The organism is Streptomyces sp. NBC_00083, from assembly GCF_026343295.1.
GTDB lineage: Bacteria > Actinomycetota > Actinomycetes > Streptomycetales > Streptomycetaceae > Streptomyces.
Genome location: NZ_JAPELY010000002.1, coordinates 476170 through 502642 on the forward strand (window position 1 = coordinate 476170; position 26473 = coordinate 502642).

Below are 26473 nucleotides of genomic sequence, written 5' to 3' on the forward strand. Positions count from 1 at the left end.
AATGTGGCGGGGCGGGGTGGGGTGGGGGGCGTGGGGGTTGGGTGGAGCCCTGGGCTTGGATTACGGGCCCACCCGCACGAGGTGAGATCTTCCCCACCCGAGCCCCCTGGGGCTCCGCCCCAGACCCCGGTTCGCGCCTTAAGGGCGCTCGTCCTCAATCGCCGGACGGGCTGGGGTTGCCGAGACCGGGCATGTCGCCCAAGCCGACCCACCTAGGGGCGCGGGGAACTGCGCGAGACGCGGGCACGGTCCGCAGACGTAGGCGGGTTGCCTGGGGCTCCGCCCCAGACCCCGAACGCGCCTGAAGGGCGCTCGTCCTCAATCGCCGGACGGGCTGAGGTGGCCTGCACGGGCCGGGGGCGAGCTGCCGGACGGGCTGGGTGTCCTCGGGGTGGCCGTGCCGCCCAGGCCGACCTACCTAGGGGCGCGGGGAACTGCGCGAGACGCGGGCACGGTCCGCAGACGTAGGCGGGGTGTCCTGGGGCTCCGCCCCAGACCCCGAACGCGCCTGAAGGGCGCTCGTCCTCAATCGCCGGACGGGCTGAGGTGGCCTGCACGGGCCGGGGGCGAGCAGCCGGATGGGCTGGGGGTGCTCGGGTGGCCGTGCTGCCCAGGCCGACCTACCTAGGGGCGCGGGGAACTGCGCGGGACGCCGGCGCGGTCCGCAGGCGTGGGCGGCGGGATGCTGACGCCGGGCGCCCCAGGGCCCGCCCAGCCGGCCGCGGCCGCGGCGGGGAGCCAGCCGAGGAGCAGCCCCCACGCCGCCCCGAGCACCACCCCCACCACCCCGTACACCACCCAGCCCCCCACCCCCGCGTCAGCGACCCGCGCCGTCACCAGTCCGCGCCACAGGCCCGACGCCGCCCCGCCCGCGACGAGGGCGGTCCAGCCCGCGAGGGCGCGGCGCGCGCGGCCCGCCGCAGGGCGCAGGCGCACATGGCGGCGCATGCGCAGCCCCGCCACCGTCAGCAGCACCGCCACCGCGAAGTCCTCGCAGAGCAGTTGGAGCAGGGTCAGGCCGCCCAGCGGCACCGCACGCAGCGGCGGCAGGGCCAGGGGCGCCCCGAGCGCGCTCGGGACCAGGATCCAGCCCGCGTGCGCGGTGAGCGCGGTCAGGACCGGGGTGACGCCGAGGAGCAGGGCGAGCAGCAGGCAGGCCCCGGTCACCGCGACCACCGCCGGCTCGGTTCTGGGCAGACGCATGGCCGGACCCTAGGGCCCCCGCCCCACGAACGGAAGATGGTGAACAAATCTCAACTATGGCCGTCGGTGGGGGTGTTGGCGGCTCGCCCCAGCCCTTAGAGTCCGGCCATGCGGCCAAGGGTGACGACACCACGAGCGGCCCGAGCGGCAGCGGTCAGGGCGGTGACGGCCGTCGCGGCCGCAGCCGTCGCCGCCGCGCTCCTCGTGGCGGTCGGCCCCGCAGGAGCCGGCCCCGCGCACACGGCCACCGGCCACCGCTGGATCACCGACGACCGGGGCCGCGCGCTCGTGCTGTCCGGCCTCAACACCGCGAGCAGCGCCAAGTCCCGCCCCGACGGCCTCCCTTGGATCACGGAGGCCGACGTGCGGCGCGAGACGGACCAGCTGGGCTCCGACTTCGTACGCCTGCTCATCCAGTGGCGCACCGTGGAGCCGAGCCCCGGCACGTACGACGACGGCTACCTCGCCCGGGTCGCGGAACGGGTGCGCTGGTACGGGGCGCGCGGCGTCCACGTCATGCTCGACCTGCACCAGGACGTGTACGGCCCCGCCGTCAAAGGCAACGGAGCGCCCGCCTGGGCCACCGAGTCCGACGGGCTGCCGGTCGCCGCGCGGGACCCGTGGGAGCTCACGTACATCGAGCCCGGCACGGTGCGCGCCTTCGACCACTTCTGGGGCACGCGGAAGGCGAGCCGCGATCTTCGCGCGCACTACGCCGCCGCGTGGGCGCACGTCGCCGCGCGGTTCGCCGACGATCCGGCCGTCCTCGGCTACGACCTGATGAACGAGCCCTTCGGCGGCAGCGTCGAGGGACCCGCCTTCGAGGCGGGACCGCTCGCCGCCCTCTACCGGGAGACCATCGCCGCCGTCCGCGCCGTCGACCACGACTCGTGGATCTTCGTGGAACCCGAGGCGGTCAGCGCCAACTGGGGCCTGCCGAGCGGGCTTCCCCACCTCACCGACCCGCGCGGCACCGGCGACGCGGCCCGCATCGCCTACGCGCCGCACCTCTACCCGCTCCCCATGGACCTCGGCGGCGGCTACACCGGTGACGGCAAGAAGTGGGTCGACCGCACGCTCGCCTCCTGGCGCGAGCAGACCGAGAAGACCGCCCGGCGGCTCGGCGCGCCCGTCGTCATCGGCGAGTACGGCCTCGACGCGACCCTGCCCGGGGCCCTGGACTACGTCGCCACGGTGCGCGCCCTCGCCGACACGATGGGCGCCGGCACCGCCTACTGGTCCAACGACCCCGGATCCTGGGCCCCTTGGGACCACCAACTGCGCCCCACCCCGCTCCTGCCGGTCCTCGACCGGCCCCGCCCGCGCGCAATCGCCGGGGACCCGGTCGCGTACGACTGGGACGAGCCGCGCCGCACCCTGACGGTGAGCTGGCGTCCGGAGCCGGGCGTGCGGGGCGACACCGAGCTGTACCTGCCCGCCCGGTTCTTCCCGCACGGCGGCACGGTCACCGGCGGCACGGCGGGGGAGTGGGACACCGCGTCGCGCACCCTGCACGTCACTCCGGCCGGGGGCACGGACACGGTGACGGTACGGGTCCGTCCGCGCACGGGCCCCGGAGCGGAATGAGCCACGCGCGGCCCCGCGGTGTTGTGCCGGTGCGCGGGGTGTTCCTAGCGTCCTGTGGCACGGCCGCACGTCCGTCGCCCGTACGCACCTGGAGGCAGTGGCCATGACCGTGACCGACGGGTCCCCTGGACGGCTGCGCCGGCGGAGGCTGCTCGCCGCCGCGCGGCGGGAGTACGACGCCCCCGCACCCCACTACGACAGGGTGATCGAGCTGCTCGACCAGGTGATCGACGCCGCCGTGCCCGGCGCCGCGCTGCGCAGCGCCAAGGCCCTGCAGGCCCTCGCCCTCACTCAGCTCGCCTACTCGGCCGAGTACGGCCCGCTGCGCACCGTCTATCTGACGGCGGCGCGCGCCCTGGCGACGGGACCGCTCAGCGAGCCCAGGGCGTCCGCCGTACCGAGCGGCCCGCCAGGACGTCGGTCCGCTTTCCGTCCTCGATGACGAACCGGCCGTCGATCAGGACGTGCGGGATGCCGACGGGCAAGGTGCGCGGGGCCGCGAACGTGGAGCCCGCCGCGACGGTGTCCGGGTCGAACAGGACGAGGTCCGCGCGGTAGCCCTCACGGATCAGGCCCCGGTCGGGCAGCCGCAGCCGCGCCGCCGGGCGCGAGGTGAGGTGGGCGACGGTCTCTTCGAGCGTGAGGACGCCCAACTCCCGTGCGTAGTGCCCGAGATAGTGCGGGAAGGTGCCGTAGGCGCGCGGGTGGGGCTTGTCGCCCTGGAGGATGCCGTCGCTGCCGCCGGTGTGCACGGGGTGGCGCATGATGGCCCGCACGTTCTCCTCGTGGCCGACGTGCTGGAGGATGGTCGACCCCAGCTCGTCGTCGATGAGCAGCCGGCGCGCGGTCGCCCAGGGCGTCTCGCCGCGCAGGGCGGCCGTTTCGGCGACGGTCCTGCCGACATGCGAGGTGAGCGCGGGGTGGCTCACGCCCGAGATCTCGATGGTGCTCCAGTCGATGGGCACGCCGTGGCAGCCGTCGGCGCCGATCACCTCCATGTGGTGCCGGATGCGCTCGGCGCTCGCTTCCTCACGGAGCCGCGCGAGCACGGCCCCGGGCCCGCCCTCACCGGCCCAGCTGGGCAGCATCGCCACGAGCGTCGTGCAGCCGGGGGTGTACGGGTACGTGTCGAGCGAGATGTCGGCGCCGGCGGCGAGGGCGCCGTCGAGCAGCGCGATCAGCTCGGGCGCGCGGCCCTCGTTCACGCCGAAGTTCATCGTGGCGTGGGCGAGGTGGAGGGCGCAGCCGGCGTCCTGGGTGAGCCGCATCATCTCCTCGTACGCAGCGAGGGCGCCCGCGCCGTAGGAGCGGTGGTGGGGGCAGTAGTAGCCGTCGTACCGGGCCACGACCCGGCACAGCTCGGTGAGCTCGGCGTCGGTGGCGTACATGCCCGGGGTGTAGGTGAGGCCGGAGGACATGCCGACGGCGCCCTGTTCGAGCCCCTCGGCCACCAACTGCCGCATGTGGTCGAGCTGTTGGGACGTGGCGGGGCGGTCGTCCCAGCCGACGGCGTGCATCCGGACGGTGCCCTGCGGGACGAGGTAGGCGGCGTTGACCGCGATGCCGCGGTCGAGGCGGTCGAGGTACTCGCCGACGGTGCGCCAGTCGAAGTCGATGTCGCCGCCGTCGCCGTTCCAGCCCGTGATGGCGCGGCGGACCTCGCCGAGGGTGCGGTCGTCGACGGGCGCGTAGGAGAGCCCGTCCTGGCCCAGCACCTCCAGGGTGACGCCCTGGGCGGCCTTCGCGCTGTGGTCGGGGTCGCGGAGCAGGGCGAGGTCGGAGTGGGCGTGCATGTCGATGAACCCGGGGGCGATCGCGAGCCCGGCCGCGTCGACCACGCGGGTGGGCCGTGCGGCGCCGGTGAGGGTGGGGTCGCCGGGGCGTCTGATCGCGGCGATGCGGCCTCGGGTGAGGTGGAGGTCGGCGCGGTAGGAGGGGGTCGCCGTGCCGTCGATGACGCGCGCGTCGCGAATAACCAGGTCCATGGGTGGGCCTCTCTGTGAGTCGTGCTTCCCCCGAATGACGTCTGCGGACGGTGCGTGGCTGGTCGCGCAGTTCCCCGCGCCCCTGTAGGGCACCCTGCGTCGCGCCCACGCGGCGGAGCCGCGCATGTGTCACAGCCCCGCGCCCCTGTAGGGCACCCCGCGTCGCGCCCACCGCGGTGGAGCCGCGCATGTGTCGCAGCCCCGCGCCCCCAGGTGAGCCGGCCTGGGCAGCGTGGCCATCCCGAGCAATCCCAGCCCGTCCGGCGTTTGAGGACAAGCGCCCTTAAGGCGCGAACGGGGTCTGGGGCGGAGCCCCAGGGGGTCAGAACAGGGTGCGGATGTAGGACGTCACCGTGCCGTCCCGCTCGGCGAGCGGAATGAGCTCCCACTTGTCGAACACCGTGCACGGATGCGAGAGCCCCACCCCCACCCAGTCCCCGACGGCGAGCGAAACCCCCGGCTCCGTACGAAGCCACCCGTGCTGGTCGGAGAGCCCCGTCACCGAGATGCCGGAGGCGTCCCGCACCTCTCCCGTCCGGGCGTCGCGCACCACCTGCGCCTCGGGCAGGTCGAGGTCGTACGCCGCGTCCCGCTTGCCCGCGTTGATGAACGCCTGCTCCGGGGAGGGCCGGGAGACGACCTGGGCCCAGAGCCGGAACGCCGGCTGGAGGGCGCCCTCGGACGGCACCCGGTTGAACGGCGTCAGCTTCCGGTAGTGCCCGTCGTCGTGCGACACGTACGCCCCGGAACGCAGCAACTTCAGTACGGGAAGCGACAGTTCGGGCACGGACGCGAACACGTCCGCGACCGAGTCGAACCACGCGGAGCCCCCCGCGCTGAGCACGATCTCGTCGACACCGAGCGTGCCGAACCGCCCCGCCTCGTCGAAGTCGGCCGCGAGCGAGACGAGCCGGGCGAGGTAGGCCCGTACCCGCTCGGGGTCGGCCGACGGCACCTCGCCCTCGTACCCCGCGACCCCGACGAGCCGCAGCGTGTCCGTGCCGGCCACCGCGTCGGCGACCCGCGCGCACTCCGCCTCGGTCCGCACCCCGGTGCGCGCGCCCTCGCCCGCCGCGAGCTCCACCACCACGTCCACCCGCCGGGCGCAACCGCCCCGCAGCGCCTCGTCCATGAGCTCGACGCCGCGCACGGAGTCGACGTAGCAGACGAAGCGGAAGGCGGGGTCGCGCTCCAGCTCGCCGGCGACCCAGCGCAGGGCCGCCGCGTCGACGAGCTCGTTGGCGAGGAAGATCCGCTCGACCCCGAACGCGCGGGCCACGCGCACCTGGTGGGGCACCGCGAGGGTGATCCCCCAGGCCCCGCGCTCGATCTGGCGGGCGAAGAGCTGGGGCGCCATCGAGGTCTTGCCGTGCGGCGCGAACGCCAGGCCGTGGCGCTCCGCGTACGTCTCCAGGAGGGCGAGGTTGTGGTCGAGCGACTCCGCGGACAGTGCGAGGACCGGCGTGGTGAAGCCACCGGTGAACAGGTTGCGGCGCTCTGCGGCCAGCTCGGCCACGGTGAGCCCCTCCGCGTCCGGCGGCAGCCCCTTGAAGCGGTGGTCGACGCGTTCGGCGTCGAGCGCCGCAAGCCTGTCTTCGCGATCGGTGGCTGCCACGGAAACCTCGCCCTCCTCGGGGTGGCGTTGCATCATTTGCAACACCCATTGCGCATATCGCTTGAAGCTGTCTAACATCCGGGCCAACGCCGGGTCAATGACCAGCCAGCCAGCAGCACGGCAGTCGCCCCGGGCCGCCCAGCAGTGAGGAGCCAGCAGTGACCACCGGATCCCCGGCCGGCGCGGACGCCGTCGACCCACCCGTCGACACCGCCGTCGACGTCGTGTGCCTGGGAGAGTCCATGGTCACCTTCCTTCCCGTCCGGCCGGGCCGCCTCGCCGACGTACCCGCCTTCGAGCGGACGATCGGCGGCGCCGAGTCCAACGTCGCCTGCGCGCTCGCCGCCGCCGGGCACACCGCGCGCTGGGTCAGCCGGGTCGGCGCGGACGGGTTCGGCGACCACCTCGTGGAGGCGATCGGCTCGTACGGCGTCGATGTGCGCGCCGTGCGCCGCGATCCGCACCGCCCCACCGGCATCTACTTCCGCACCGCCGACGACCGCGCCGCCGACGGCCACGAGGTGCTCTACTATCGCGCCGGATCCGCGGCCTCCGCCATGTCGCCGGCCACCGTGCCCCACCGCGACCTGTGGGCCGGCCGGATCCTGCACCTCTCGGGGATCACCGCCGCGCTCTCCGCCGACTGCCTGGCCCTGATGCGCGACCTGACCGTGCGCAGGCCCGGCCGTCCGCTGGTCTCCTTCGACGTCAACCACCGGCCGGGCCTGTGGCGGGACGCGGCCGGGCCCCGGGTCCTGCTCGACCTCGCCCGCGGCGCCGACCTCGTCTTCGTCGGCGAGGACGAGGCCGAGGACGCGTGGGGGATGCGCGGGCCCGAGGCCGTGCGGGCCGCGCTGCCCGAGCCGGACGTCCTCGTCGTGAAGCGGGGCGCGGCCGGCGCGACCGTCTTCGCCCGCGGCGCCGGCCGGGTCGCCGAGCCGGCGCTGCGCGTCGACGTGGTCGCCCCGGTCGGCGCGGGCGACGCCTTCGCCGCCGGGTTCCTCAGCGCCACCCTGCGCGACCTGCCCGTGCGCGACCGCATCCGGCACGGGCACCTGATGGCCGCCGCCGTCCTCACCGTGCCGGGCGACCTCACCCAGCCGCCGCCGCGCGCCCACGCCGACCGGCTCGTGGCCCTGGACGCCACCGCCTGGGGGAGACTTCGTCTCGGCCCCGGGTGGACGGGGGACGACCAGGAGGTACGTACGTCATGAGCCAGACCGTCGACCGGGCGCTGAGCATCCTGCCGCTGCTCGCGCAGGGCCCCGCCGACCTCGGGCAGGTCGCCGACCGGCTCGGGGTGCACAAGTCCACCGCGCTGCGGCTCCTGCGGACCCTGCACGAGCACGGGCTCGTCTACCGCCAGGAGGACCAGCGCTACCGGCTCGGCGCCCGCCTCTTCGCGCTCGCCCAGGAGGCCGTCGAGAACCTGGACGTGCGCGAGATCGCCCACCCCCACCTGGTCGCCCTCAACGAGCGCATCGGGCACACCGTCCACCTCGCCGTGCACGAGGAGGGCGAGGTCCTCTACATCGACAAGGTCGAGAGCCGCTACCCGGTGCGGATGTACTCGCGCATCGGCAAGCCCGTCGCCATCACCGTGGCGGCCGTGGCCAAGCTGCTCCTCGCCGACCTGCCGGAGGCCGAGCGCCGCGCCGTCGCGGAGAAGCTCGACTACCCCACCTACACGTCCCGTTCGACACCCAACGCCGCCGCCTTCCTCAAGGAACTCGCGGCGGTGCGCGAACAGGGCTGGGCCACCGACCTCGGTGGCCACGAGGAGTCCATCAACTGCATCGGGGCCCCCATCCACGGTGCGGACGGCCGGATCGTCGCCGCCATGTCGGTGTCCGCGCCGAACGTCGTCGTCACCGCCGAGGAACTCCTCACCCTGCTTCCCCAGGTGCGCAGCACCGCGGAAGCCATCAGCCGCGAGTACTCCGGCACCGCACCCAACACCCCATCCGCACAAGGAAGTTCCGATGAACGATAAGACCGCCATCACCCCGTCCACGCACACCGCCCCGCCCGCCAAGTTCTCGCACGGCGTGAAGAAGGGGAACATCCTCCAGGTCGCGGGCCAGGTCGGCTTCCTTCCCGCCGTCGAGGGCCAGGCCCCGACCCCGGCCGGCCCCACCCTGCGCGAGCAGACCCTCCAGACCTTCGCCAACGTCAAGGCGATCCTGGAGGAGGGCGGCGCGAGCTGGGACGACGTGATGATGATGCGCGTCTACCTCACCGACGTGGACCACTTCGCGGAGATGAACGAGATCTACAACGCGTACTTCGAGGAGCAGGGCCTCAAGGCCCCCGCCGCCGCCCGCACCACCGTGTACGTCGGGCTCCCGGCCGGCCTCCTCATCGAGATCGACGCCCTCGCGGTCCTGGACGCCTAGTTCCTTGACCGCCTTAGTCAAACCGCTCGACCCGCCGCACGGTGCGGCGCCCCGGACCGCCGGGGCGCCGTGCCGCGGTCCCCCCTGCCCTGGAACCCCCCTGCTCGACAACGGAGTTGGCACATGTTGTTCCACGCTGTCGCGGCCGCCACCCCGCCGCCCCCCGTCCACACGGGCGGCATCCTGCCCCTCGTCGGCGGCACCGCCGGTCTGCTGACCGTCGCCGTCCTCGGCATCGCGCTCCTCCTCTTCCTGATCATCAAGGTCAGGCTCCAGCCCTTCGTGGCGCTGCTCGCGGTCTCCATAGCCGTCGGCCTCGGCGCCGGGCTCTCGGTCACCGAACTCTTCGGCACCGTCCAGAAGTCCGCGGCCGTCTCGGTCATCGAGTCCGGCATGGGCGGCATCCTCGGACACGTCGCGATCATCATCGGGCTCGGCACGATGCTCGGCGCGATCCTCGAAGTCAGCGGCGGCGCCGAGGTGTTGAGCGGCCGGCTGCTCCGGCTGTTCGGCGAGAAGCGCGCCCCTCTCGCGATGGGCCTGACCGGCCTGATCTTCGGCATCCCGGTCTTCTTCGACGTCGGCATCTTCGTCCTCGCGCCGATCGTGTACGCCGCCGCCAAACGGTCCGGCAAGTCGATCCTGCTCTACTGCATGCCGCTGCTCGCGGGCCTGTCCATGACCCACGCCTTCCTGCCGCCGCACCCCGGCCCGGTCGCCGCCGCCGGCCTGTTCCACGTCTCGCTCGGCTGGGTCATCCTGATGGGCGCCCTCGTCGGCATCCCGGCCGTGCTGGCCGCCTGGGGCTACGCCGCCTGGATCGGCAAGCGCATCTTCGTCGAGGTCCCGCAGGACATGGTGGAGGCCGCCGAGGAGGCGAAGGCCGCCGTCGCCGCCGAGCAGGAGGCCTCCGGCGTCACCCCGCGCGAGGAGCCGGTGTCGCTCGGCGCGGTGCTCGCCATCATCGGCACCCCGCTGATCCTCATCCTCGCCGCCACGTTCTCCTCGATCGCCCTGGACCCCTCCACGCTCCGCTCGGTGCTGGAGTTCTTCGGCAACCCGTTCGTCGCCCTGACCATCGCGCTCGTCCTCGCCTACCTCCTGCTCGGCATCCGGCGCGGCTGGTCCCGCAAGTCGCTCGAAACGGTCTCGACCTCATCGCTCAAGCCGGTCGGCAACATCCTGCTCGTGGTCGGCGCGGGCGGCATCTTCGGCGCGGTCCTGAAGGCCTCCGGCATCGCGGACGCGCTCGCCGGCACCTTCCACAGCGTCGGCCTCCCGGTGATCCTCCTCGCCTGGCTGATCTCGGTCGTCCTGCGCGTGGCCCAGGGCTCGGCGACGGTCGCGATCGTCACCACGGCCGGCATCGTGGTCCCCCTGGTGGAGGGCTCCGGCTACTCGCAGGCCCACCTCGCCCTGATCATCATGGCGATCTCGGCGGGCTCGATCTTCGCCTCGCACGTCAACGACGGCGGGTTCTGGATGGTCGCCAAGTACTTCGGCATCACCGAGCGCGACACCCTGAAGTCCTGGACGGTCCTGGAAACGGTCCTCTCGGTGGCGGGCTTCGTCGTGGCGGCCCTGCTCAGCCTGGTCATCTAGCGCCCGAGTGCATCACTTTCGGGTACCAACTCGACGTAACACGAGGCACGTTGAACAAGCCGGAGCGCTAAAGTGCTGTGTTCGATCGAGTGGACTCGGAGGGCCGGCGGAATGCGCGGAGAGGCATCCGGCGACGGGCGCGTGTACCAGGCGCGCCGCGATCAGCGGATCGAGCAGCGGGACTACACCCTCAACGTCTTCCTCGACCGGGGTGCGGACGCCGAGACCTACCGCGGCGAGGCCGACCGCATCGTCACCGTGCTGCTGCACGCGGTGGGCTCCCTGGAGGAGCGGTGCGAGGCGCTGGAACGCAAGGCCGTCCGCGCCCGCGCCGCGGGCCGGGCCGAGGCGTACGCCGAGATCCAGGCCGAGCTCCAGGAATCGGGCCTCAAACTCCGCTCCGTGCAGGGAAAGTTGAAGGAGGCCCAGCAGGATCGCGAGGTGGCCGAGCGGCTGCTGACCGAGGCCCGTCGCGCGGCGGAGGAGTACCGCAGGGAGGCCGAGGAACTGCGGCTCCTGCACGCCGCCCCGGAGCAGCGCGACGAACCCGCGGCGGAGCCCGGCCTCACGCTCGACGAGTACGACCGCTTCATCGACACCGCCGACGCCGAACTGGCTGCCCTGCGCGTCTCGTTGGAGCGGCTGGGCGACGAGATGTCCCTGCGCGGCGACGGCGGGGCGGACGGCCGGGTGGTGGCGGGGGAGGTGGCCGGCCAGGAGACGACCTACGGGCTGGGCACGATGTCCCCGGCCGGGAACGCGGGTGATGCCGGTGTCGCGGTCGCCGGGGTCGTGGTCTCCGGTGTGAAGGTGACCGTGCCGAAGAGTGCGCTGCCGGAGGGTGCCGCGCCGGAGGGTGCCGCGCCGGAGGGTGCCGCGCCGGACGGTGCCGCGCCGGAGGGCGCCCCGGCGAAGAGTGGTCGGGCGAAGCTGGGTACCGACGTCGGCTTCTGGATGGGGACGCCGGCGTTCCTGCTCTCGAACGCCGCTCTGCTGCTGGCCGGCGTGAGCATCCGCGAGATGTACGCGAGCCCGCACGGGCCGGCCGTGATGTGGGGGGTGGTCTACGTCCTGGGCTCCCTCGTCGGCGGCCACCTCCTCGGGTCCCTCCTGAAGGTCCTCGCGCTCATGGCGGCGGGCTGTTCCGGCGACTACCTCATCGAAAAGTGGGCCAACTTCACGTTGTTCGCGCCCCTCCCGCTCATCTACGCCCTCTGCCTCCCCGCCTCCCTCGGCCCCTGGGTGTCCACCGCCGCGCGGTTCATCGCGCAGGGGCTGGGCCCCGTATAGGCGAAGAACCTGGCGGGACGGGGCAATTCGGCGACGATCAACTGCGTTCGCCCACTTGTCGGTTGGGGCGCCAGGCCCCAAGAATGGCGGTGCCCATGACAAGCCGAAAGATCTTCGGCACCGTCATTCAGAGGGGAACCCCCACATGAAGAAGCCTCTCGTCGGCGCGCTGCTCGGCCTGCTCCTCGTCGGAGCCTCCGCAGCCCCGGCCCTGGCCGCACCATCGGCGACGTCCGCCAAGCCCGCCGCCAAGCCCGCCGTGAAGGCGGTCAACTTCGCCGGCACGGTGGCGCTGAGCAACTGCTCCGGCTCCGTGGTCCGGATGCCCAACTCGCAGCCGAACGACCCCGCGCTCGTCCTCTCCAACGGCCACTGCCTGGAGACCGGCTTCCCCGCCGCCGGCGAAGTCATCACCGACCAGCCGTCGTCCCGGTCGTTCTCGCTCCTGAACGCCGCGGGTTCCAAGGTCGCGACCCTGCGCGCCGGCAAGGTCGCGTACGCCACGATGACCGACACGGACATATCGATCTACCAGCTCACCACCACGTACGCCAAGATCCAGAGCCAGTACGGGATCAGCGCGCTCACCCTCAACGACGCGCACCCGACGCAGGGGACGGCCATCAAGGTCGTCTCCGGGTACTGGAAGCGGACGTACAGCTGCAACGTGGACGGCTTCGTCTACCGCCTGAAGGAGGGCGACTGGACCTGGAAGGACTCGGTCCGCTACACCTCGTCCTGCAACACCATCGGCGGCACCTCCGGCTCCCCGGTGATCGACACGACCACCGGCAAGGTCGTCGCCGTCAACAACACCGGCAATGAGGACGGCGAGCGGTGCACGGAGAACAACCCGTGCGAGGTCGACCAGAACGGCAACGTCACCGTCCGTCAGGGCATCAACTACGCCGAGGAGACCTACCTCATCGTCCCCTGCGTCGGCGCCGGCAACAAGATCGACCTGAACCGCGCGGGGTGCACCCTGCCCAAGCCGTGACCCGCTAGACGGCACAGGACAGCACGCGGCGGCGCCTCCCGGGGGAGCGGGGGGCGCCGCCGTCGTACGTCGTGCGGGTTACGGCAGGGCGTGGACGTGCGGCCCGACCGCGTTGATCCAGGCGTTGCCCGACTTGGCGTCCCAGTTGGTGGACCAGCTCATCGCGCCGCGCAGGGTCGGATAGGTCTTGGCGGGCTTGAAGTTCCCGCAGCTCGTGCCCTTGGTCAGGCAGTCGAGCGCCGCGTTCACCACGGACGGCGAGACGTAGCCGCTGCCCGCGCCGGACGGGGAGGCCGGCAGGCCGAGGCCGACCTGCGAGGGGTCGAGGCCGCCCTGGAGCTGGATGCAGGCGAGCGAGGTCAGGAAGTCGACCGTGCCCTGCGAGTAGACGTTGCCGTCGCAGCCGTTCATCGAACCGCTGTTGTAGTACTGCATGTTGACGACGGTCAGGATGTCCTTGATGTTGAGCGCCGTCTTGAAGTACTCGTTCGACGGGGACTGCATGTCGATGGTCTGCGGGGCCATCGTGATGACGGTGCTGCTGCCGCCCTTCGCGGCGATCGACTTCAACGCCTGTGTCATGTACGTGGAGTTGAGGCCGTTCTCCAGGTCGATGTCGACGCCGTCGAAGCCGTACGTCTGCATCAGGGCGTAGACCGAGTTGGCGAAGTTGTTCGCCGAGGCGGAGTCGCTCACCGAGATCGTGCCGTTCTGGCCGCCGATCGAGATGACCACCGACTTCCCGGCCGCGTGCTTGGCCGCGATGTCCGCCTTGAACTGGTCGACGGTGTAGCCGCCGAGGTCCGCCGAGTCGAGCGTGAAGCTCACCGCGCCCGGCGTGGTCGTGGCGTCGGCGAAGGCGACCGCGATGATGTCGTAGTTCGCCGGCACGTCACTGATCTTCTGGACGGTGGCGCCGTTGTTGAAGTTCTGCCAGTAGCCGGTCACGGCGTGCTTGGGCACGGTGCCGCCGCCGCTCGGCGGGGTGCCGCCGGAGGCCGAGGTGGTGGCGGTGACCGCCGCCGACTTCGGGGACTCGCCCGCCGCGTTGGTCGCGGTCACCTGGAACGGGTACGAGGTCGACGCGCTCAGCCCGGTCACGGTCGCCGAACTGCCCGTCACCGACTGCACCTTGGTGCCGCCCTGGTAGACGTTGTACCCGGTCGCGTTGGAGACCGCGCCCCACGACAGGTTCACCGAGGACGAGGTCACCGAGCCGACCGAGAGGCCGCCGGGCGCCGCCGGAACCGTCGGAGCCGGGTCGCCGCCCCCGCCGCCGTCGGGCCCGTACACGGAGATGTCGTCGGCGTAGTACGCGGGCTGGCCGTACCAGCCGTGCGTGTAGATCTGCACCGAGGTGGTCGAGGCGCCGGTCTTGAAGGTGGTGGTCAGCTGGGCGTAGCCGCTGCCGGTGCCGGGCGTCCAGGTCGAGACGTCGGTGGTGCCGGTGCCGCTCGCGCCGAGGTAGACGTAACTGCCCTGCACCCAGGCGCTCAGCGTGTACGTCGAGTTGGGCTTGACGCTGACGGTCTGCGCGCACTGGGCGTTGTCGGAGCCCGCGGGGGTGGCCTTCAGGGCGGCGGTCCCGCCGTGCACCGGGGACGACACGGTGGCGCCGCTGCCGCCCGAACAGGTCCAGCCGCCGAGGCCCGACTCGAACCCGGCGTTCTTGGCGTTGTTGACGTCCGCCGCCTGGGCGGTGCCGGACAGTCCGGCTATGGACAGGGCGCCGGCCGCGGCCACGGCCAGGCCCAGCCTTGCATGTCTCGCGCGGTTCACGTGCTGCCTCCGGAAGGGGAGTGGGGAGGGTGGGGAGTGGGACGGAGAGAGGGGGTGGGCGCCCTGGTCGCACAAGATGGTCCAGACCAATTGGGTTGTCAAGGGTTCGCGCGGAGACCCGTCCGCGGACACCCCGCACGCCCCGGCCCCCGGGCGCCCCCGGCCGGGCATCAGGAGGGAGGGATCAATTCAGGCCGTGGAACTGGCCGAGTTTGCACGCAACTGCCGCCCCACTGGTACCAATTCCGGCCGCGGGGGCACACAGGAAAGGAGAAGACGGTTCTCCCGCCCGTATGTCGTGGATAAAGTGCTGAGGCAGGTGGGAAACGCAGTGATCAGTTGCGGTCGTGGGGGCGCGCACGGGCCCTCCCGGCCGAGGGAACCGGGGGCCGCAGGTGGCGACCGCGATCAGTGAACGGGGGCCCGCGCCATGCCGACCGCGATAGCTGTCACCAGCCCCGATCTGGTGCTGGCGCCGACCGATCCGCAGACGCCGCTCGCGGCGCTGCTCCAGTCGCCGGCCGCCCAGCCCCTCGATTCGGCGCTCGTCGACATGAGCCGTCTCCTGGAACAGCACGGTTACGTCGTCGCCTGTTATCCGGCGTCCCTTTCCGCCGCCCATGAACGCCGGCTGCACACGGTGCGCTCGCTTCTGGAAACCGACCGGATCACGCTGATCAAATCCCCGCTGCCGCCGCTCGGACTCGCCGTACTGGTCCGTCAGTTGAGGCAGCTCTCCGTATGCGACTTCAGTCCCGGCGTCATCGCGTCGGCCGCCAGGCTGCTCTCCCACTACATCCACGCGGGCGCCGTCCTGAACTCGGTGACCCGCCTGGAGCGCATCCCGGTCGGCCTCACCGCGCACGCCAGGTCCTGGATGCCGGGCAGCCAGTTCGCGGTGCTCGCCAACCCGCAGCCCCAGCTCGTCAAGGTCGGCTCGGCGGAAACGCTCACGGGGCCCGACTTCGCCTCCCACCTCCTGGTGGCCAGGGGCGCCGTGGGCGCCGACTGGGTCACCGCCACCCTCGCCCCCGCCTGGGGAGCCGGAGCCGTGCAGGAGGCCGCGCCGCCCGCCGACTCGGCCGCCTGGTGGGGCACCGGCAAGCTGACCGAGTTCGTCGCCTACCTCCCCGACATCGCGGTCCTCTACCAGCTCGTCGCCTCCGTACGGCGCGAACAGTGCCGCTGGTGCGCCATGGAACTCATCGGCGACCGCTGCGGATTCTGCTCCTCGCAGCAGCCGCCCGATGAGGAGCCCGCCACCGCGTACGGCCCCTCCGCGCTCGGCCCCGTCCCCGCCTCCGCCCACCACGCGAGGCCCCTCACCCGCGCCGAGCGCCGCCGCGCCATCGCCCCGGGCCCCTGACCCCGACGCGCCTCAGCAGCCCGCCACTTGCCCGCCCTGCCCCACGTCAGCGAACGAGGTCGTACGGTCGATGAACTCCCGCCAGCGCCGTGGCATCATCCTTCTCCTCCTCTCGGCCCTCTGCGCCCTCGGCGCGTTCGCCGGGGTGTTCACGGTGATCAGCGACGTGGACTCCAAGGTGGGCCCCGAGGTGACGGCGTACCAGCTCAAGGACGACATAGACGCCTACGCGACGCTCAGGTCCGACCAGTTCGAGAAGACGAGCATGCCCAAACGCTGGCTCTCCCAGGGCGCCGTCACCGACCTCTCCGACGTCATCGGCAAGATGGCCGCCACCCACCTCACCAAGGGCTCCCTGCTCCAGGACGGCATGTTCACCGACCGGCCCCAACTCAAGCCCGGTGAACAGGAGATCGCCATCATGATCGACGCGGCGACCGGAGTGGCAGGAAAGATCAACGGGAACGACAGCGTCAACATCTTCGCCACGTTCGCCGCCACCAAACAGGGCGACACCCCGGAGTCCAAGCTCATCGTCGCGAACGCCCGGGTGATCCAGGTGGGCGCCGTCCAGGCCCTCACGCCGAGCGCGTCCGACAAGAACCAGACCACCCAGGCCGTCCCGATCACCTTCGCCCTCAGCACCCTCGACGCCCAACGCGTCGCCTACGCCGAGTCGTTCGCCACCCATGTCCGCCTCGCGCTCGTCGGCCGCGGCAACGGTGACACCACGATCCCGCCCGGTGACCGTACGTACCGGCTCGAAAAGGACCAGTGAGGCGCGGATGACCACTCGCATCCTTCCGGCGGTCGCCGACGCGGACGCCGCCCGATCCGTCACCACCCTGCTCAGCCAGCTCCCCGACGCCGAACCCGCCATGCCCGTCGGCGACTCCACGCAGCTCCTCGACACCCTGGCCAGGCTCGCGGCCGAGTCCCTCGACGAACTCCCCGAAGTCGTCCTCGTCCACGAACGCATCGGCCCCGTCCCCGCCCTGGAACTGATCCGCGAGGTCGCCCTGCGCTTCCCCGCCGTCGGCGTCGTCCTGATCTCCTCCGACACCGGGCCCGCCGTCTTCTCCGCCGCCATGGACTCCGGCGCCCGGGGCCTGGTCGCGCTGCCCCTGTCGTACGAAGAGCTCGCGGTACGCGTCCAGGCGGCGGCCCAGTGGTCCGCGGGAGTCCGCCGTCACCTCGGGGCGAGCCTCGACGTCTTCACCGGGCCCGGCGGAACCGTCACCACCGTCACCGGCGCCAAGGGCGGCGTCGGCACCACCCTCGTTGCCGTCCAACTCGCCCTCGCCGCCAGGGCATCGGGCCGCACCACCGTGCTGCTCGACATGGACCTCCAGGCCGGCGACGTCGCCTCCTACCTCGACGTCCAGTTCCGGCGCTCCATCGCCGACCTCGCCACGATCACCGACATCTCGCCGCGCGTCCTGGCCGACGCCGTCTTCAACCACGAGAGCGGCCTCGCCCTGCTGCTCGCCCCCGGCGAGGGCGAACGCGGCGAGGAGGTCACCGACCGCGCCGCCCGCCAGATCATCGGTGCCCTGCGCACCCGGTACGAGGCCGTCGTCGTGGACTGCGGCACGCAGATGACCGCCGCCAACGCCGCCGTGGTGGAGATGGCCGACGTGGCGCTCCTCGTCACCACCCCGGACGTCGTATCCGTGCGGGGCGCCAAACGCACCGTACGCATGTGGGACCGGCTCCAGATCCGCAAGGCCGAGGAGACCACCACCGTCGTCAACCGGCACACCCGCAACACCGAGATCCAGCCCCCGCTCGTCCAGAAGATCACCGGCACCCGGGTCGCCCAGACCGCCGTGCCGGCCCACTTCAAGGAGTTGCAGGCCGTCGTGGACGCGGGCCGGCTGCACGACCTCGACGGCAGGAGCACCATCAGAACGGCCCTGTGGGCGCTCGCCGGTGAACTGGGCCTGCTCAAGGCCCCCGAGGGCCGGGCGAAGGCGCGGGCCGCGCGCGGCTCGGGCCTCGTCCTGCGGCGCAGGGGCGGCTGATGAACCCGGGGCGGGGGACGGCGCCCGTGGGGCGCGTACGGGAGCTGCTCACGCGTCCGTCGCGGCGGACACGGCAACGGCTCGCGCGCGTCCCCGCCGGCGAGCGGGACCGGGGGCAGACCGTCATCGAGTTCATCGGCGTCGTCCCGCTGATCCTGCTGCTGCTCGTCGCGCTGTGGCAGTGCGCCCTGGTCGGCTACGCCTTCGTCCTCGCGGGCAACGCGGCGGACGAGGGCGCGCGGGCCGGGGCCGCGGCCGAGAGTGACCCGGGCGGCGCGTGCCGTACGGCGGCGGAGGGCGAGCTGCCGTCGTCCTTCGACGCCGTTCCGGCGTGCGGCGACGACGGGACCGGTATGTACCGGGCCACGGTCACCCTGAAGATCCCCGTCCTGATCCCGGGCGTCCTCAACGGCTTCCCCGTCGAGGGCACCGCCGCCCATGTGAAGGAGCGCTGAGCCGTGCGCATCCCTCCGCACCGAGAGCGCGACCGGGGTCAAGTGGCGCTGGAATACATCGGGTTCGTCGCCATTCTGCTGCTCGTCGGCCTCGCCGCGATCCAGCTCGGGATCGCCGCGTACGCCGCCAACCAGGCGGGCACGGGCGCGCGGGCGGCGGCGCGCGCGGCCAGCCTGGACCGCGCGAGACCGGGCGAACCGGCGGCGGTCACCCCGGAGGCCGCGGCGCGGGCCGCGGTCGGGGGATGGCTGCACCCGGTGCCGGCCGGGGGATCCGGCGGCGACGAGGCCACGTACACCGTCACCGTGACCATCCCCAGCGTCATCCCCGGCATCGGCGACTTCGGCACCGCCACCCGCACCTCCACCATGCCGAAGCTTCAGCCCCACCCCTGACCCGAGACGACTGGAGACGAGACACATGAGTCTGCGGGCACGCATCGCGGTCCCCGAGGAGACCGGCCCCGGGCGCGAGGACGGCCACCTCGTCGCCTCCTACCGGGCCAAGCTCCTGGAGGAGATCGACCTCGCGGAGATGTCCGCGCTGGCCGCCGCCGAGCGCCGGGCCCGCCTGGAGCGGGTGCTCGGGCACATCATCAGCCGCGAGGGTCCGGTCCTGTCCACGTCCGAACGGGCCGGGCTGATCCGCCGGGTCGTCGACGAGGCGCTCGGCCTCGGCATCCTGGAGCCGCTCCTCGAAGACGCCTCCATCACCGAGATCATGGTCAACGGCCCCGACCAGATCTTCGTAGAGCGCGGCGGACGCGTGGAACAGCTCCCGCTCCGCTTCGCCTCGCACGAGCAGCTGATGCAGACGATCGAGCGGATCGTGTCGACGGTCAACCGCCGCGTCGACGAGTCGAACCCGATGGTCGACGCCCGCCTCCCGTCCGGCGAGCGCGTCAACGTGATCATCCCGCCGCTCTCGCTGACCGGCGCGACGCTCACCATCCGCCGCTTCCCCCGGTCGTTCACGCTCCAGGAAATGATCACCTTCGGCTCGCTCGACGAGCACATGCTCCTGCTGCTCGCCGGGCTCGTGCAGGCCCGGTTCAACATCATCGTGTCGGGCGCCACCGGCACCGGCAAGACCACCCTCCTCAACGCCCTGTCCGGCCTGATCCCGCCGCACGAACGCATCATCACCATCGAGGACTCCGCCGAACTCCAGCTCCAGCAGGCCCACGTCATCCGCCTGGAGGCGCGGCCCCCGAACGTCGAGGGCAAGGGCCACATCTCCATCCGCGACCTCGTACGCAACTCGCTGCGCATGCGCCCCGACCGGATCGTCGTCGGTGAGGTCCGGGGCGGCGAGTCGCTCGACATGCTCCAGGCGATGTCCACCGGTCACGACGGCTCGCTCGCCACCGTCCACGCCAACAGCGCCGAGGACGCCCTGATGCGCCTCCAGACGCTCGCCTCGATGTCGGAGGTCGAGGTCCCCTTCGAGGCGCTGCACGACCAGATCAACTCCGCCGTCGACGTCATCGTGCAGCTCACCCGGCACGCCGACGGCGCCCGCAAGATCACCGAGATCGCCCTCCTCGAATCGCACGGCCGCGACCCGTACCGCATCACCACCGTCTGCCGCTTCGACGCCCGGCCGATGGCCGCCGACGGCCTCATCCACGGCCGCTTCCACTACTTCCCGCTGCCCCGCCGCGTCGCCGACCGCCTCTACCTCGCCAACCAGCCGGTCCCGCAGGCGTACGGAGTCGCGTCGAGCGCGGAACAGCTCGCCGTCCGCCACACCAACTGACCGTCCCGCACCCGACCACCCGACCCGCACCACGCCAACTGACAGGGAACGCGCAGATGAACCTCTCCTTCCTCACGCTCGGCGTCGCCCTGCTCGCCGGGGTGCTGGCGGTCCTGGGGCTGCGCTCCTACAGTGCCGGGCGCGCCCGGCGCGACGCCCTCATCGACCGGCTCAGCAACCAGGGCGACCCGGCGGGAACGGGCCGGCACCGGCCGTTCGGGGCCGTGGACCGGCGGCTGCGCGGCACCAAGCTCGGCCGCCGCATCGAGCTGAAGCTGGCCGCGACCGGCCTCGACCTCACCCCCGGCGAGTTCTTCGTTTACATGCTGGCCGGGGTGGCCGCGCTGTGGCTGATCGCCGCGGCCGTCCTCGCCTCGTTCTTCGGCCCCCTCGCCGGCCTCGCGGGGCTGTGGGGAGCCAACTCCTTCCTCAACTGGCAGCGTCAGAAACGCATCGAGCGCTTCATCAACCAGCTGCCCGAACTCTCCCGCATCCTCGCCAACGCCACCCAGGCCGGCCTCGCGCTGCGTACCGCCATCGCCATGGCGGCCGAGGAGATGGAGGCGCCGGCGGGCGAGGAGCTGGGCCGGGTCACCGACCGGCTCGCGGTGGGGGAGTCCCTGGACGACGCGCTCGGCGAGATCGCGGAACGACTGCCCTCGCGCGAACTCGTCGTCCTGGTCACGACGTTGGTGCTCGCCAACCGGGCCGGCGGCACCGTCGTCAGCTCGCTGCGCAACCTCACCACCACCCTGGAGGAGCGCAAGGAGACCCGGCGCGAGGTGCGCACCACGCTGGCCCAGGTGACGGTCACCGCGTACGCCGTCCCCGGCTTCGGGATGGCCGCGCTGCTCATGCTGAACGCGGTGATGCCCGGCGCGCTCGACCGCATGACGGGCGCGTTCATCGGCCAGGCCGCGGTCCTGATCTCGATCGCCCTGTACGCACTCGGATTCTTCGTGGTCCGCCGCCTGTCCCGCATCGACGTATGACCACCCGACACCGGAGAGGGGAGTGAGCGGCACATGGGACTGCTCTTCGCGGCCCTGATGGGCCTGAGCGTGTACGGGATGTTCCTCGGCATCCGCATGTACCGGGCCGAGGTGAAGCTCCCGAGCGACCTGTCGGTGGCCCTGGAGGTGGGCGCGACCCGCACCACCGCCGTCGGCTCGGCCGTCGACCGGCTCGGCATGCGCTGGGCACCGGCCGTGCTGCGGATGATGGGACCCGGGCGCGTCGCGAAGAAGCGCCGCCAGATCGACCTCGCGGGCAACCCCGGCGGCCTCACCGTGGACCGGTACGCGGCGCGCCGCGCGGTGTACGGCGCGCTCGGCGCGGCGGCCGCCCTGATCATGCTGCTCGAAGGCCACTGGATCGTCGCCCTGGTGATGGTGGCGTTCGCCCTGTTCTGGGTGGAGGTCGGCATCTGGTCGGCGGTCCGGGTCCGCCGCGACCACATCGAACGCACCCTGCCCGACTTCCTCGACGTCCTCGCCGTCGTGGTCAGCGCGGGCCTCGGCTTCCGCCAGGCCCTCGACCGGGTCGCCGACAAGTACGAGGGCCCCTGGGCCGACGAACTGCGGATCACCCTGCGCCAGATGGACATGGGCGTCAGCCGCCGCCAGGCCTTCGAGGAGCTGCGCAGGCGCAACGACTCCGAGCAGGTCGCGATGTTCGTGACCGCGCTCCAGCAGGGCGAGGAGCTGGGCGCGCCCATCGTGGAGACGCTGATAGCGATCGCCGCCGACATGCGCCGCACCGACGCGCAGAACGCCCGCCGCAAGGCCGCCCGCGCCGTCCCCAAGGCCACCTTCGCCGTGACGACCTTCCTGCTCCCGGGCACCCTGATCCTGCTCAGCGTCGGTTTCGTGTACGGCGCCAACCTCGACTTCGGGGGCTTCCTCGGAGGCCCCAAGTGACCCTTCAACTGGCGCCCGTATCCAGGGGGTTGAGCATGCCGAGTCTGCGCGGAGCGGCTCCGGCCGTGCCGCCCCCCACCCTCACCCTCCAGATCAACGCGCTCCAGGCGATGTGCCGCCAGGTGTTCGGCTTCCGCCTGGCGATGATCGCCATAGGCGCCCCGTTCGCCCTGGCCGGCGCCGCCCACGGGGCACCGGGACTGCTGGTGGGGGCGGCGGTCCTGGTCACCTTCATGGGCTCGTACGTCCTGTTCCGCGACTGGGAGCGGTTCGGCCCGCTGCTCCTGAACCACCCGTGGCTGCTCGCCGTCGACGCCGTGTTCGGCGCCCTCCTCCTGATCACGGCGACCCCGGAGTCCCCGCTCGGCTACGTCACGATCTGCACCCCGCTGCTGGCGGGCCTGGTCTACGGCTGGCGCGGCGCGGGCGTCTTCGCGGGGCTCCAGGTCGCGATCCTGACCCTGGTGTACGCGACCGGGCCCCGCCATCAACTCGACGATGCCTCGGCCCTGTTGCTCCCGGGCTTCTGCGTGATCGTCGGCGCGATCGGGGTGACGATCCGCAATCTCCTGTTCCGGTTCGGCGCGGCGAGTCAGGCCCTCACCGAGACCCGGGCCCGGCTCGCCGTGCACGACGCGGTGGAGGAGGAGCGGGCGCGCCTGGCCCGGGACATGCACGACTCGGTGGCGAAGACCCTGCACGGTCTGGCGCTCGCCGCGGACGGCCTGGCCGCGTCCGCCGACCGCATGGACCCGGCCGCCGTCCGCGACAAGGCCGCCCTGGTGGCCCGCGCCGCGCGCCGCGCCGCCGCGGAATCCAGGGAACTGCTGGGCGACCTGCGGCGCACCCGGGGCGAGGTGGACCTGCTGCCCGAACTGGCCTCACTGGTTCGGGACTTCGCTGAACGCACCGGGCTGCGGACGGAGTGGGCGGTGCTCGGGGCCGGCCCGTCGCCGACGCTCCCGGCGGGGGCGGCCCGCCAGCTCCTGACGATCGCGAGCGAGGCCCTGGACAACGCCCACCGGCACGCCGGCCCGGCACGGGTGGAGGTGACGGCGGAGGTGGAGGTGGCGGCCGGGGTGGCCGGGGGCGGCGCGGTGTTCCGCCTCCGCGTCCAGGACGACGGCCCGGGGCTCCCGGCCGGCACCACCCTGGACGCCCTGAAACGCACCGGCCACTTCGGCCTGGTGGGCATGGTGGAGCGGGCCGCCGCGATGGGCGCCCGCATCAGGATCGGCCGGGGCGCGGCGCCGACCGGCACGGAGGTACGCGTGGAACTCCCGCTGCCCGCGCGGCATGAGCCGAGCGGTCCGATGCCATGAATCCCTGGACAGGAGGTGCCGCCATGCCGGACACGACCCCGCATCCGCCCTCGGACCCGGCTGCGCATCCGCTTCGGGCGCCGCGGGTTCCCCTGCGCGTGATCGTCGCGGACGACAACCCGGTCGTACGGGCGGGCCTTGCGGCGCTGCTGCACGGGCGCCACGACATCGAGGTGGCAGGGGAGGCCGCCGACGGCAACGAGGCGTACGAGGCCGCGGTGCGCCACCGCCCCGACGTGATCCTGCTCGACGTCCGCATGCCGGGCGTCGACGGCATGACCGCGCTTCCGCACCTGGTGCGCCTCGCGCCGGTCATGATGCTGACGTACAGCCGGGAGAGCGAGATCGTCCGGGCGGCGCTGCGGCTCGGGGCCGGGGGCTACCTGGTCCACGGCGAGTTCACGGCGGACGAACTGGTCGCGGCGGTACGGGGGATGAGGGAGGGGCGGGCCGCGTTCACCGCCACGGCGGCGAACGCCCTGCTGGCCCACGTGCGCGAGCACCCGCCGCCGGCCCTCGGCCCGGATCCGCTCTCCACCATTTCCGCACAATCTCTTTCGCAACTGCAACCGGTTGTGGCACAGTCTTCAACTGCGCGACGGGCAACGCCCATGCGCAACAGGGAAGATTCCAGGCTGAGTTCACGGGAGGCCGAGGTGATGGAGTTGATCGCTGCGGGCATGAGCAATCAGCAAATCGCGGCCACGTGCTTCATCAGTGAGAAGACGGTCAAGAACCACATCAACCGCATCTTCGCCAAGCTGCATGCGACGACGCGCAGCGAGGCGATCGCGCGATGGCTGGGGGCGGGCCATGCGTAACCCCGCGCTTTGGGCCCGCATTTGGGCCCCTGGGCCCTCGGCGCGCTCCCGGCCCCCGGCTTACGTTCCCGGTGACGTACGCGATGCCGCAACCGGAGGAGAGCCGCGAGATGCCGCAGGACACGCTGCTGAGGACCGCCGTCGCTGCGCAGATGCGGGTGAGCGGCTGGAAGAACACGGCCGTGACGCGTGCCCGACGCCGGTACGCGGCGGCGGGACGCGATCGGGGGCAGACCTCGTTCGAGTATCTGGGGATCATTTTGGTGGTGGTGGCGATCATCGGCGGGATCATGGCGACGGGGATCGGCACGTCCATCACCAACAAGATCAAAGAGCAGATCGACAAGATCAAGGCCGGCGGCTGATCGCATACCTTCGCCAGGACCGAGGGCAGGCCTTCCCCATCTACGTAGTGATGGTGGCGGGCTTGCTCTTTCTTGCGTTCGCGTTCTTCGCGGTCGGGCAGGCGTCGGCGACCCGCAACGGGGCCCAGGGGGCGGCTGATTCAGCGGCTCTGGCCGCAGCTCAGCGTGCTCGGGAGGAACTGGTCCCGAGGGTCCTGGCCGCGCTCATGACGCCCGGCGGCCTCGACACCCTCTTCGATGACGGCGTCGTCCTCGGAGATGCGCGCGCCGAGGCCACGAACTTCGCGGCGAAGAACCACGCCGACCTGCTGGCACTGGACGGTCGCCTCGGCGGAGCCGGCCGGTTCACCTTCAAGGCGAGTGTCACAACGCAGTACACGGTGGGCAATTCGGTGATCCCGGGTACCGAGCAGGACCACGGCACCGCCACCGCCACAGCGCTGATCGAGCTGCGGTGCGCCCTTCCGCCCGGCGGGGGTGCCGGCGCCAGTCCGACGCCCGCCCCCACTCGGACGCCCGTACCTACTCCGACGTCCACGCCGCCCTCTCCTGTCACGATCACGTGCGACGGCAAGGACCTGCCCACCGACCCCATGCCCGCTCCGGAAGAGTTGTTCACCGTGAAACTGGTCGACTGACCGCAAGTGACGAGCAGAGGAATGGCATCGATGAGCGTTCGGCATACGTTGAGAGCCCGTAGGGGGGCGACGGCGGCAGCGATGGCTGTGGCCCTGGCGTTGGCTGTCGGCGGATGCGGCAGCGACAGTAAAGGTGACAAATCCGGTACCGCGAGCAGTAGTTCGCAGTCGAAGGGAGGGTCCGGAGGCAGCCGGCAGTCGGGCACCTCGGTGCCCGCGCCGTCTCCGACGGCCAAACTCGCGGAGTCGACCGGGCAGGGCGGGATCGTCCTCACCATCAACAGCGTGGCGCGTGACTCCGGCGGATTCGTCACGGTGGCCGGCCAGCTGAAGAACCCCGGCGCGGAGAACTTCGTCGACACGTCCGGCTGGGTCGGTACCGAGAAGGATGTCTTGGCGAGCGGCGACTCGGTGGCGGGGGCGACGCTGATCGACAAGGTGGGTAAGAAGCGCTACTACGTGTTGCGGGACACAGGTGGGAAATGCCTGTGCACGATGGGCATCGTCGGAGTGAAGGCGGGGCAGACCATCCCGTTCTTCGCCCAATTCCCGGCCCCCCCGAACGGCACCCAACAGGTCGACTTCCAACTCCCCACCTTCCCCACCATGACCGTCCCCGTCTCCGGGTGATCACGCCATGAACAGAACCCGGCACACAGCCGCCCTGCACGCAGCCGCAGTGTTCGCCGTCGCGCTGGTCCTGGCCGCCGGCACCAGTACCGTCTACGCCGACGACACACCCAGCAGTCCGCCGCTGCCCGGCACCGAGGCGACCAGCGATCCCTCGATGAAGGTCGACGGGACGGCGCCGAACCTCAAGCTCCCCGAGGGCGGCACGCTCGCCGCGCCCAAGGTGCTGGACATCAAGTCGATCGTCGAGGACCAGGGCGGCGAGGAGCGGCGCTCGGACACCAATACCAGCGTCACGTTCGCGCTGCAGGCGGAGGTGTTGTTCGGGATGGACAGCGCGGCCCTGTCGCCCGACGCCAACGACCGCATCCAGGGCATCGCCGCGGAGATCAAGAAGCAGAAGGCGACCAGCGTCCGCGTCTTCGGCTTCACGGACAACCTCGGTACGCACGAACACGGCGTGACCCTGTCGAAGGAGCGCGCGGACGCCGTCCAGAAGGCACTCTCCCTGTCCCTGCCCCCTGACATCACGTTCGAGATCCGCGGCTACGCGGAGGACTACCCGATCTCCGACAACTCCACGGAGGACGGCCGCAAGAAGAACCGACGCGTGGAGGTCAGTTTCACCCGGAGCGGCGGCTAGTCGACGGGCAGCCGGCGGACGGACGGCCCGTGCGAACCCTGGTGCGCCGAGCACCGCGGCGTTATTCGCTCCTGTGC

General features: G+C 72.1%; 26 protein-coding genes. 22 read left to right on the forward strand and 4 right to left on the reverse strand.

Going from position 1 to position 26473, the window contains the following annotated elements; all coding sequences use genetic code 11:
* Positions 1-624: 624 nt before the first annotated feature.
* Positions 625-1203, reverse strand: coding sequence for a hypothetical protein (locus OOJ98_RS18665; protein ID WP_267056031.1), 579 nt, complete (start codon positions 1201-1203; stop codon positions 625-627).
* Between the two features lie 108 nt (positions 1204-1311).
* Here OOJ98_RS18665 and OOJ98_RS18670 point away from each other — a divergent pair, with 108 nt between their 5' ends.
* Positions 1312-2790, forward strand: coding sequence for a cellulase family glycosylhydrolase (locus tag OOJ98_RS18670; RefSeq protein ID WP_267056032.1), 1479 nt, complete (start codon positions 1312-1314; stop codon positions 2788-2790).
* Between the two features lie 103 nt (positions 2791-2893).
* Positions 2894-3232 (forward strand): alkyl sulfatase dimerization domain-containing protein, encoded by a 339-nt coding sequence (locus OOJ98_RS18675; RefSeq protein WP_267056033.1) that lies wholly within the window; start codon positions 2894-2896, stop codon positions 3230-3232.
* On the opposite strand, the gene OOJ98_RS18680 is transcribed toward OOJ98_RS18675, so the two are convergent.
* Together OOJ98_RS18680 and OOJ98_RS18685 are read right to left on the reverse strand one after the other, a co-directional pair.
* Entirely contained in the window at positions 3162-4775 is a 1614-nt protein-coding gene (locus tag OOJ98_RS18680) for an amidohydrolase family protein (RefSeq protein ID WP_267056034.1), read from the reverse strand. The genes OOJ98_RS18675 and OOJ98_RS18680 overlap by 71 nt on opposite strands.
* Positions 4776-5097: 322 nt before the next feature.
* Positions 5098-6423, reverse strand: a complete 1326-nt coding sequence (locus OOJ98_RS18685; protein ID WP_267057020.1) for an amino acid deaminase — start codon at positions 6421-6423, stop codon at positions 5098-5100.
* A 125-nt stretch (positions 6424-6548) separates the two neighbouring features.
* On the opposite strand from OOJ98_RS18685, the gene OOJ98_RS18690 reads away from it, so the two are divergent.
* The 6 genes from OOJ98_RS18690 to OOJ98_RS18715 all read left to right on the forward strand — a co-directional run bounded on the left by OOJ98_RS18690 (position 6549) and on the right by OOJ98_RS18715 (position 12675).
* A complete protein-coding gene (locus OOJ98_RS18690; RefSeq protein WP_267056035.1) occupies positions 6549-7604 on the forward strand; it encodes a sugar kinase in 1056 nt (351 codons plus the stop codon).
* Entirely contained in the window at positions 7601-8383 is a 783-nt protein-coding gene (locus OOJ98_RS18695) for an IclR family transcriptional regulator (protein WP_267056036.1), read from the forward strand. The genes OOJ98_RS18690 and OOJ98_RS18695 overlap by 4 nt, the downstream gene beginning before the upstream one ends.
* The gene (locus tag OOJ98_RS18700; RefSeq protein WP_267056037.1) at positions 8373-8786 is read left to right on the forward strand and encodes a RidA family protein; all 414 of its coding nucleotides are present in this window, start codon (positions 8373-8375) and stop codon (positions 8784-8786) included. The genes OOJ98_RS18695 and OOJ98_RS18700 overlap by 11 nt, the downstream gene beginning before the upstream one ends.
* A 123-nt stretch (positions 8787-8909) precedes the next feature.
* Entirely contained in the window at positions 8910-10388 is a 1479-nt protein-coding gene (locus OOJ98_RS18705) for a GntP family permease (RefSeq protein ID WP_267056038.1), read from the forward strand.
* Between the two features lie 111 nt (positions 10389-10499).
* A complete protein-coding gene (locus OOJ98_RS18710; RefSeq protein WP_267056039.1) occupies positions 10500-11678 on the forward strand; it encodes a DUF3267 domain-containing protein in 1179 nt (392 codons plus the stop codon).
* A gap of 145 nt (positions 11679-11823) precedes the next feature.
* The gene (locus OOJ98_RS18715; RefSeq protein ID WP_267056040.1) at positions 11824-12675 is read left to right on the forward strand and encodes a serine protease; all 852 of its coding nucleotides are present in this window, start codon (positions 11824-11826) and stop codon (positions 12673-12675) included.
* A gap of 78 nt (positions 12676-12753) precedes the next feature.
* On the opposite strand, the gene OOJ98_RS18720 is transcribed toward OOJ98_RS18715, so the two are convergent.
* Complete coding sequence (locus OOJ98_RS18720) at positions 12754-14454, reverse strand: chitinase (protein ID WP_267056041.1); 1701 nt, start codon at positions 14452-14454, stop codon at positions 12754-12756.
* A 430-nt stretch (positions 14455-14884) separates the two neighbouring features.
* Between OOJ98_RS18720 and OOJ98_RS18725 the strand changes: the two genes are divergently transcribed.
* The 14 genes from OOJ98_RS18725 to OOJ98_RS18790 all read left to right on the forward strand — a co-directional run bounded on the left by OOJ98_RS18725 (position 14885) and on the right by OOJ98_RS18790 (position 26396).
* Entirely contained in the window at positions 14885-15820 is a 936-nt protein-coding gene (locus OOJ98_RS18725) for a hypothetical protein (protein WP_267056042.1), read from the forward strand.
* Between the two features lie 70 nt (positions 15821-15890).
* Entirely contained in the window at positions 15891-16598 is a 708-nt protein-coding gene (gene cpaB, locus OOJ98_RS18730) for a Flp pilus assembly protein CpaB (protein WP_267056043.1), read from the forward strand.
* 7 nt (positions 16599-16605) lie between these two features.
* Positions 16606-17844, forward strand: a complete 1239-nt coding sequence (locus OOJ98_RS18735) for a P-loop NTPase (RefSeq protein WP_267056044.1) — start codon at positions 16606-16608, stop codon at positions 17842-17844.
* Positions 17844-18299: a TadE/TadG family type IV pilus assembly protein gene (locus OOJ98_RS18740; protein WP_267056045.1), complete on the forward strand. Its 456-nt coding sequence runs from the start codon at positions 17844-17846 to the stop codon at positions 18297-18299. Before OOJ98_RS18735 ends, OOJ98_RS18740 begins: the two co-directional genes overlap by 1 nt.
* 3 nt (positions 18300-18302) lie before the next feature.
* Complete coding sequence (locus OOJ98_RS18745; protein WP_267056046.1) at positions 18303-18695, forward strand: septum site-determining protein; 393 nt, start codon at positions 18303-18305, stop codon at positions 18693-18695.
* 25 nt (positions 18696-18720) lie between these two features.
* Positions 18721-20058, forward strand: a complete 1338-nt coding sequence (locus OOJ98_RS18750; protein WP_267056047.1) for a CpaF family protein — start codon at positions 18721-18723, stop codon at positions 20056-20058.
* Positions 20059-20114: 56 nt separating this feature from the next.
* Positions 20115-21050: a type II secretion system F family protein gene (locus OOJ98_RS18755; protein WP_267056048.1), complete on the forward strand. Its 936-nt coding sequence runs from the start codon at positions 20115-20117 to the stop codon at positions 21048-21050.
* Between the two features lie 33 nt (positions 21051-21083).
* Entirely contained in the window at positions 21084-21977 is an 894-nt protein-coding gene (locus tag OOJ98_RS18760; protein WP_267056049.1) for a DUF5936 domain-containing protein, read from the forward strand.
* Between the two features lie 35 nt (positions 21978-22012).
* Positions 22013-23299, forward strand: coding sequence for a sensor histidine kinase (locus tag OOJ98_RS18765; protein WP_267056050.1), 1287 nt, complete (start codon positions 22013-22015; stop codon positions 23297-23299).
* A 23-nt stretch (positions 23300-23322) separates the two neighbouring features.
* A complete protein-coding gene (locus tag OOJ98_RS18770; RefSeq protein WP_267056051.1) occupies positions 23323-24120 on the forward strand; it encodes a response regulator transcription factor in 798 nt (265 codons plus the stop codon).
* Between the two features lie 110 nt (positions 24121-24230).
* Positions 24231-24485, forward strand: a complete 255-nt coding sequence (locus tag OOJ98_RS18775; protein WP_267057021.1) for a hypothetical protein — start codon at positions 24231-24233, stop codon at positions 24483-24485.
* Complete coding sequence (locus OOJ98_RS18780; RefSeq protein ID WP_267057022.1) at positions 24485-25123, forward strand: pilus assembly protein TadG-related protein; 639 nt, start codon at positions 24485-24487, stop codon at positions 25121-25123. Before OOJ98_RS18775 ends, OOJ98_RS18780 begins: the two co-directional genes overlap by 1 nt.
* A gap of 210 nt (positions 25124-25333) precedes the next feature.
* On the forward strand, positions 25334-25753 hold the full coding sequence (locus OOJ98_RS18785) for a hypothetical protein (protein ID WP_323177912.1): 420 nt from the start codon (positions 25334-25336) through the stop codon (positions 25751-25753).
* Between the two features lie 7 nt (positions 25754-25760).
* Positions 25761-26396, forward strand: coding sequence for an OmpA family protein (locus tag OOJ98_RS18790; RefSeq protein ID WP_267056052.1), 636 nt, complete (start codon positions 25761-25763; stop codon positions 26394-26396).
* The last annotated feature ends 77 nt before the right edge of the window (positions 26397-26473 follow it).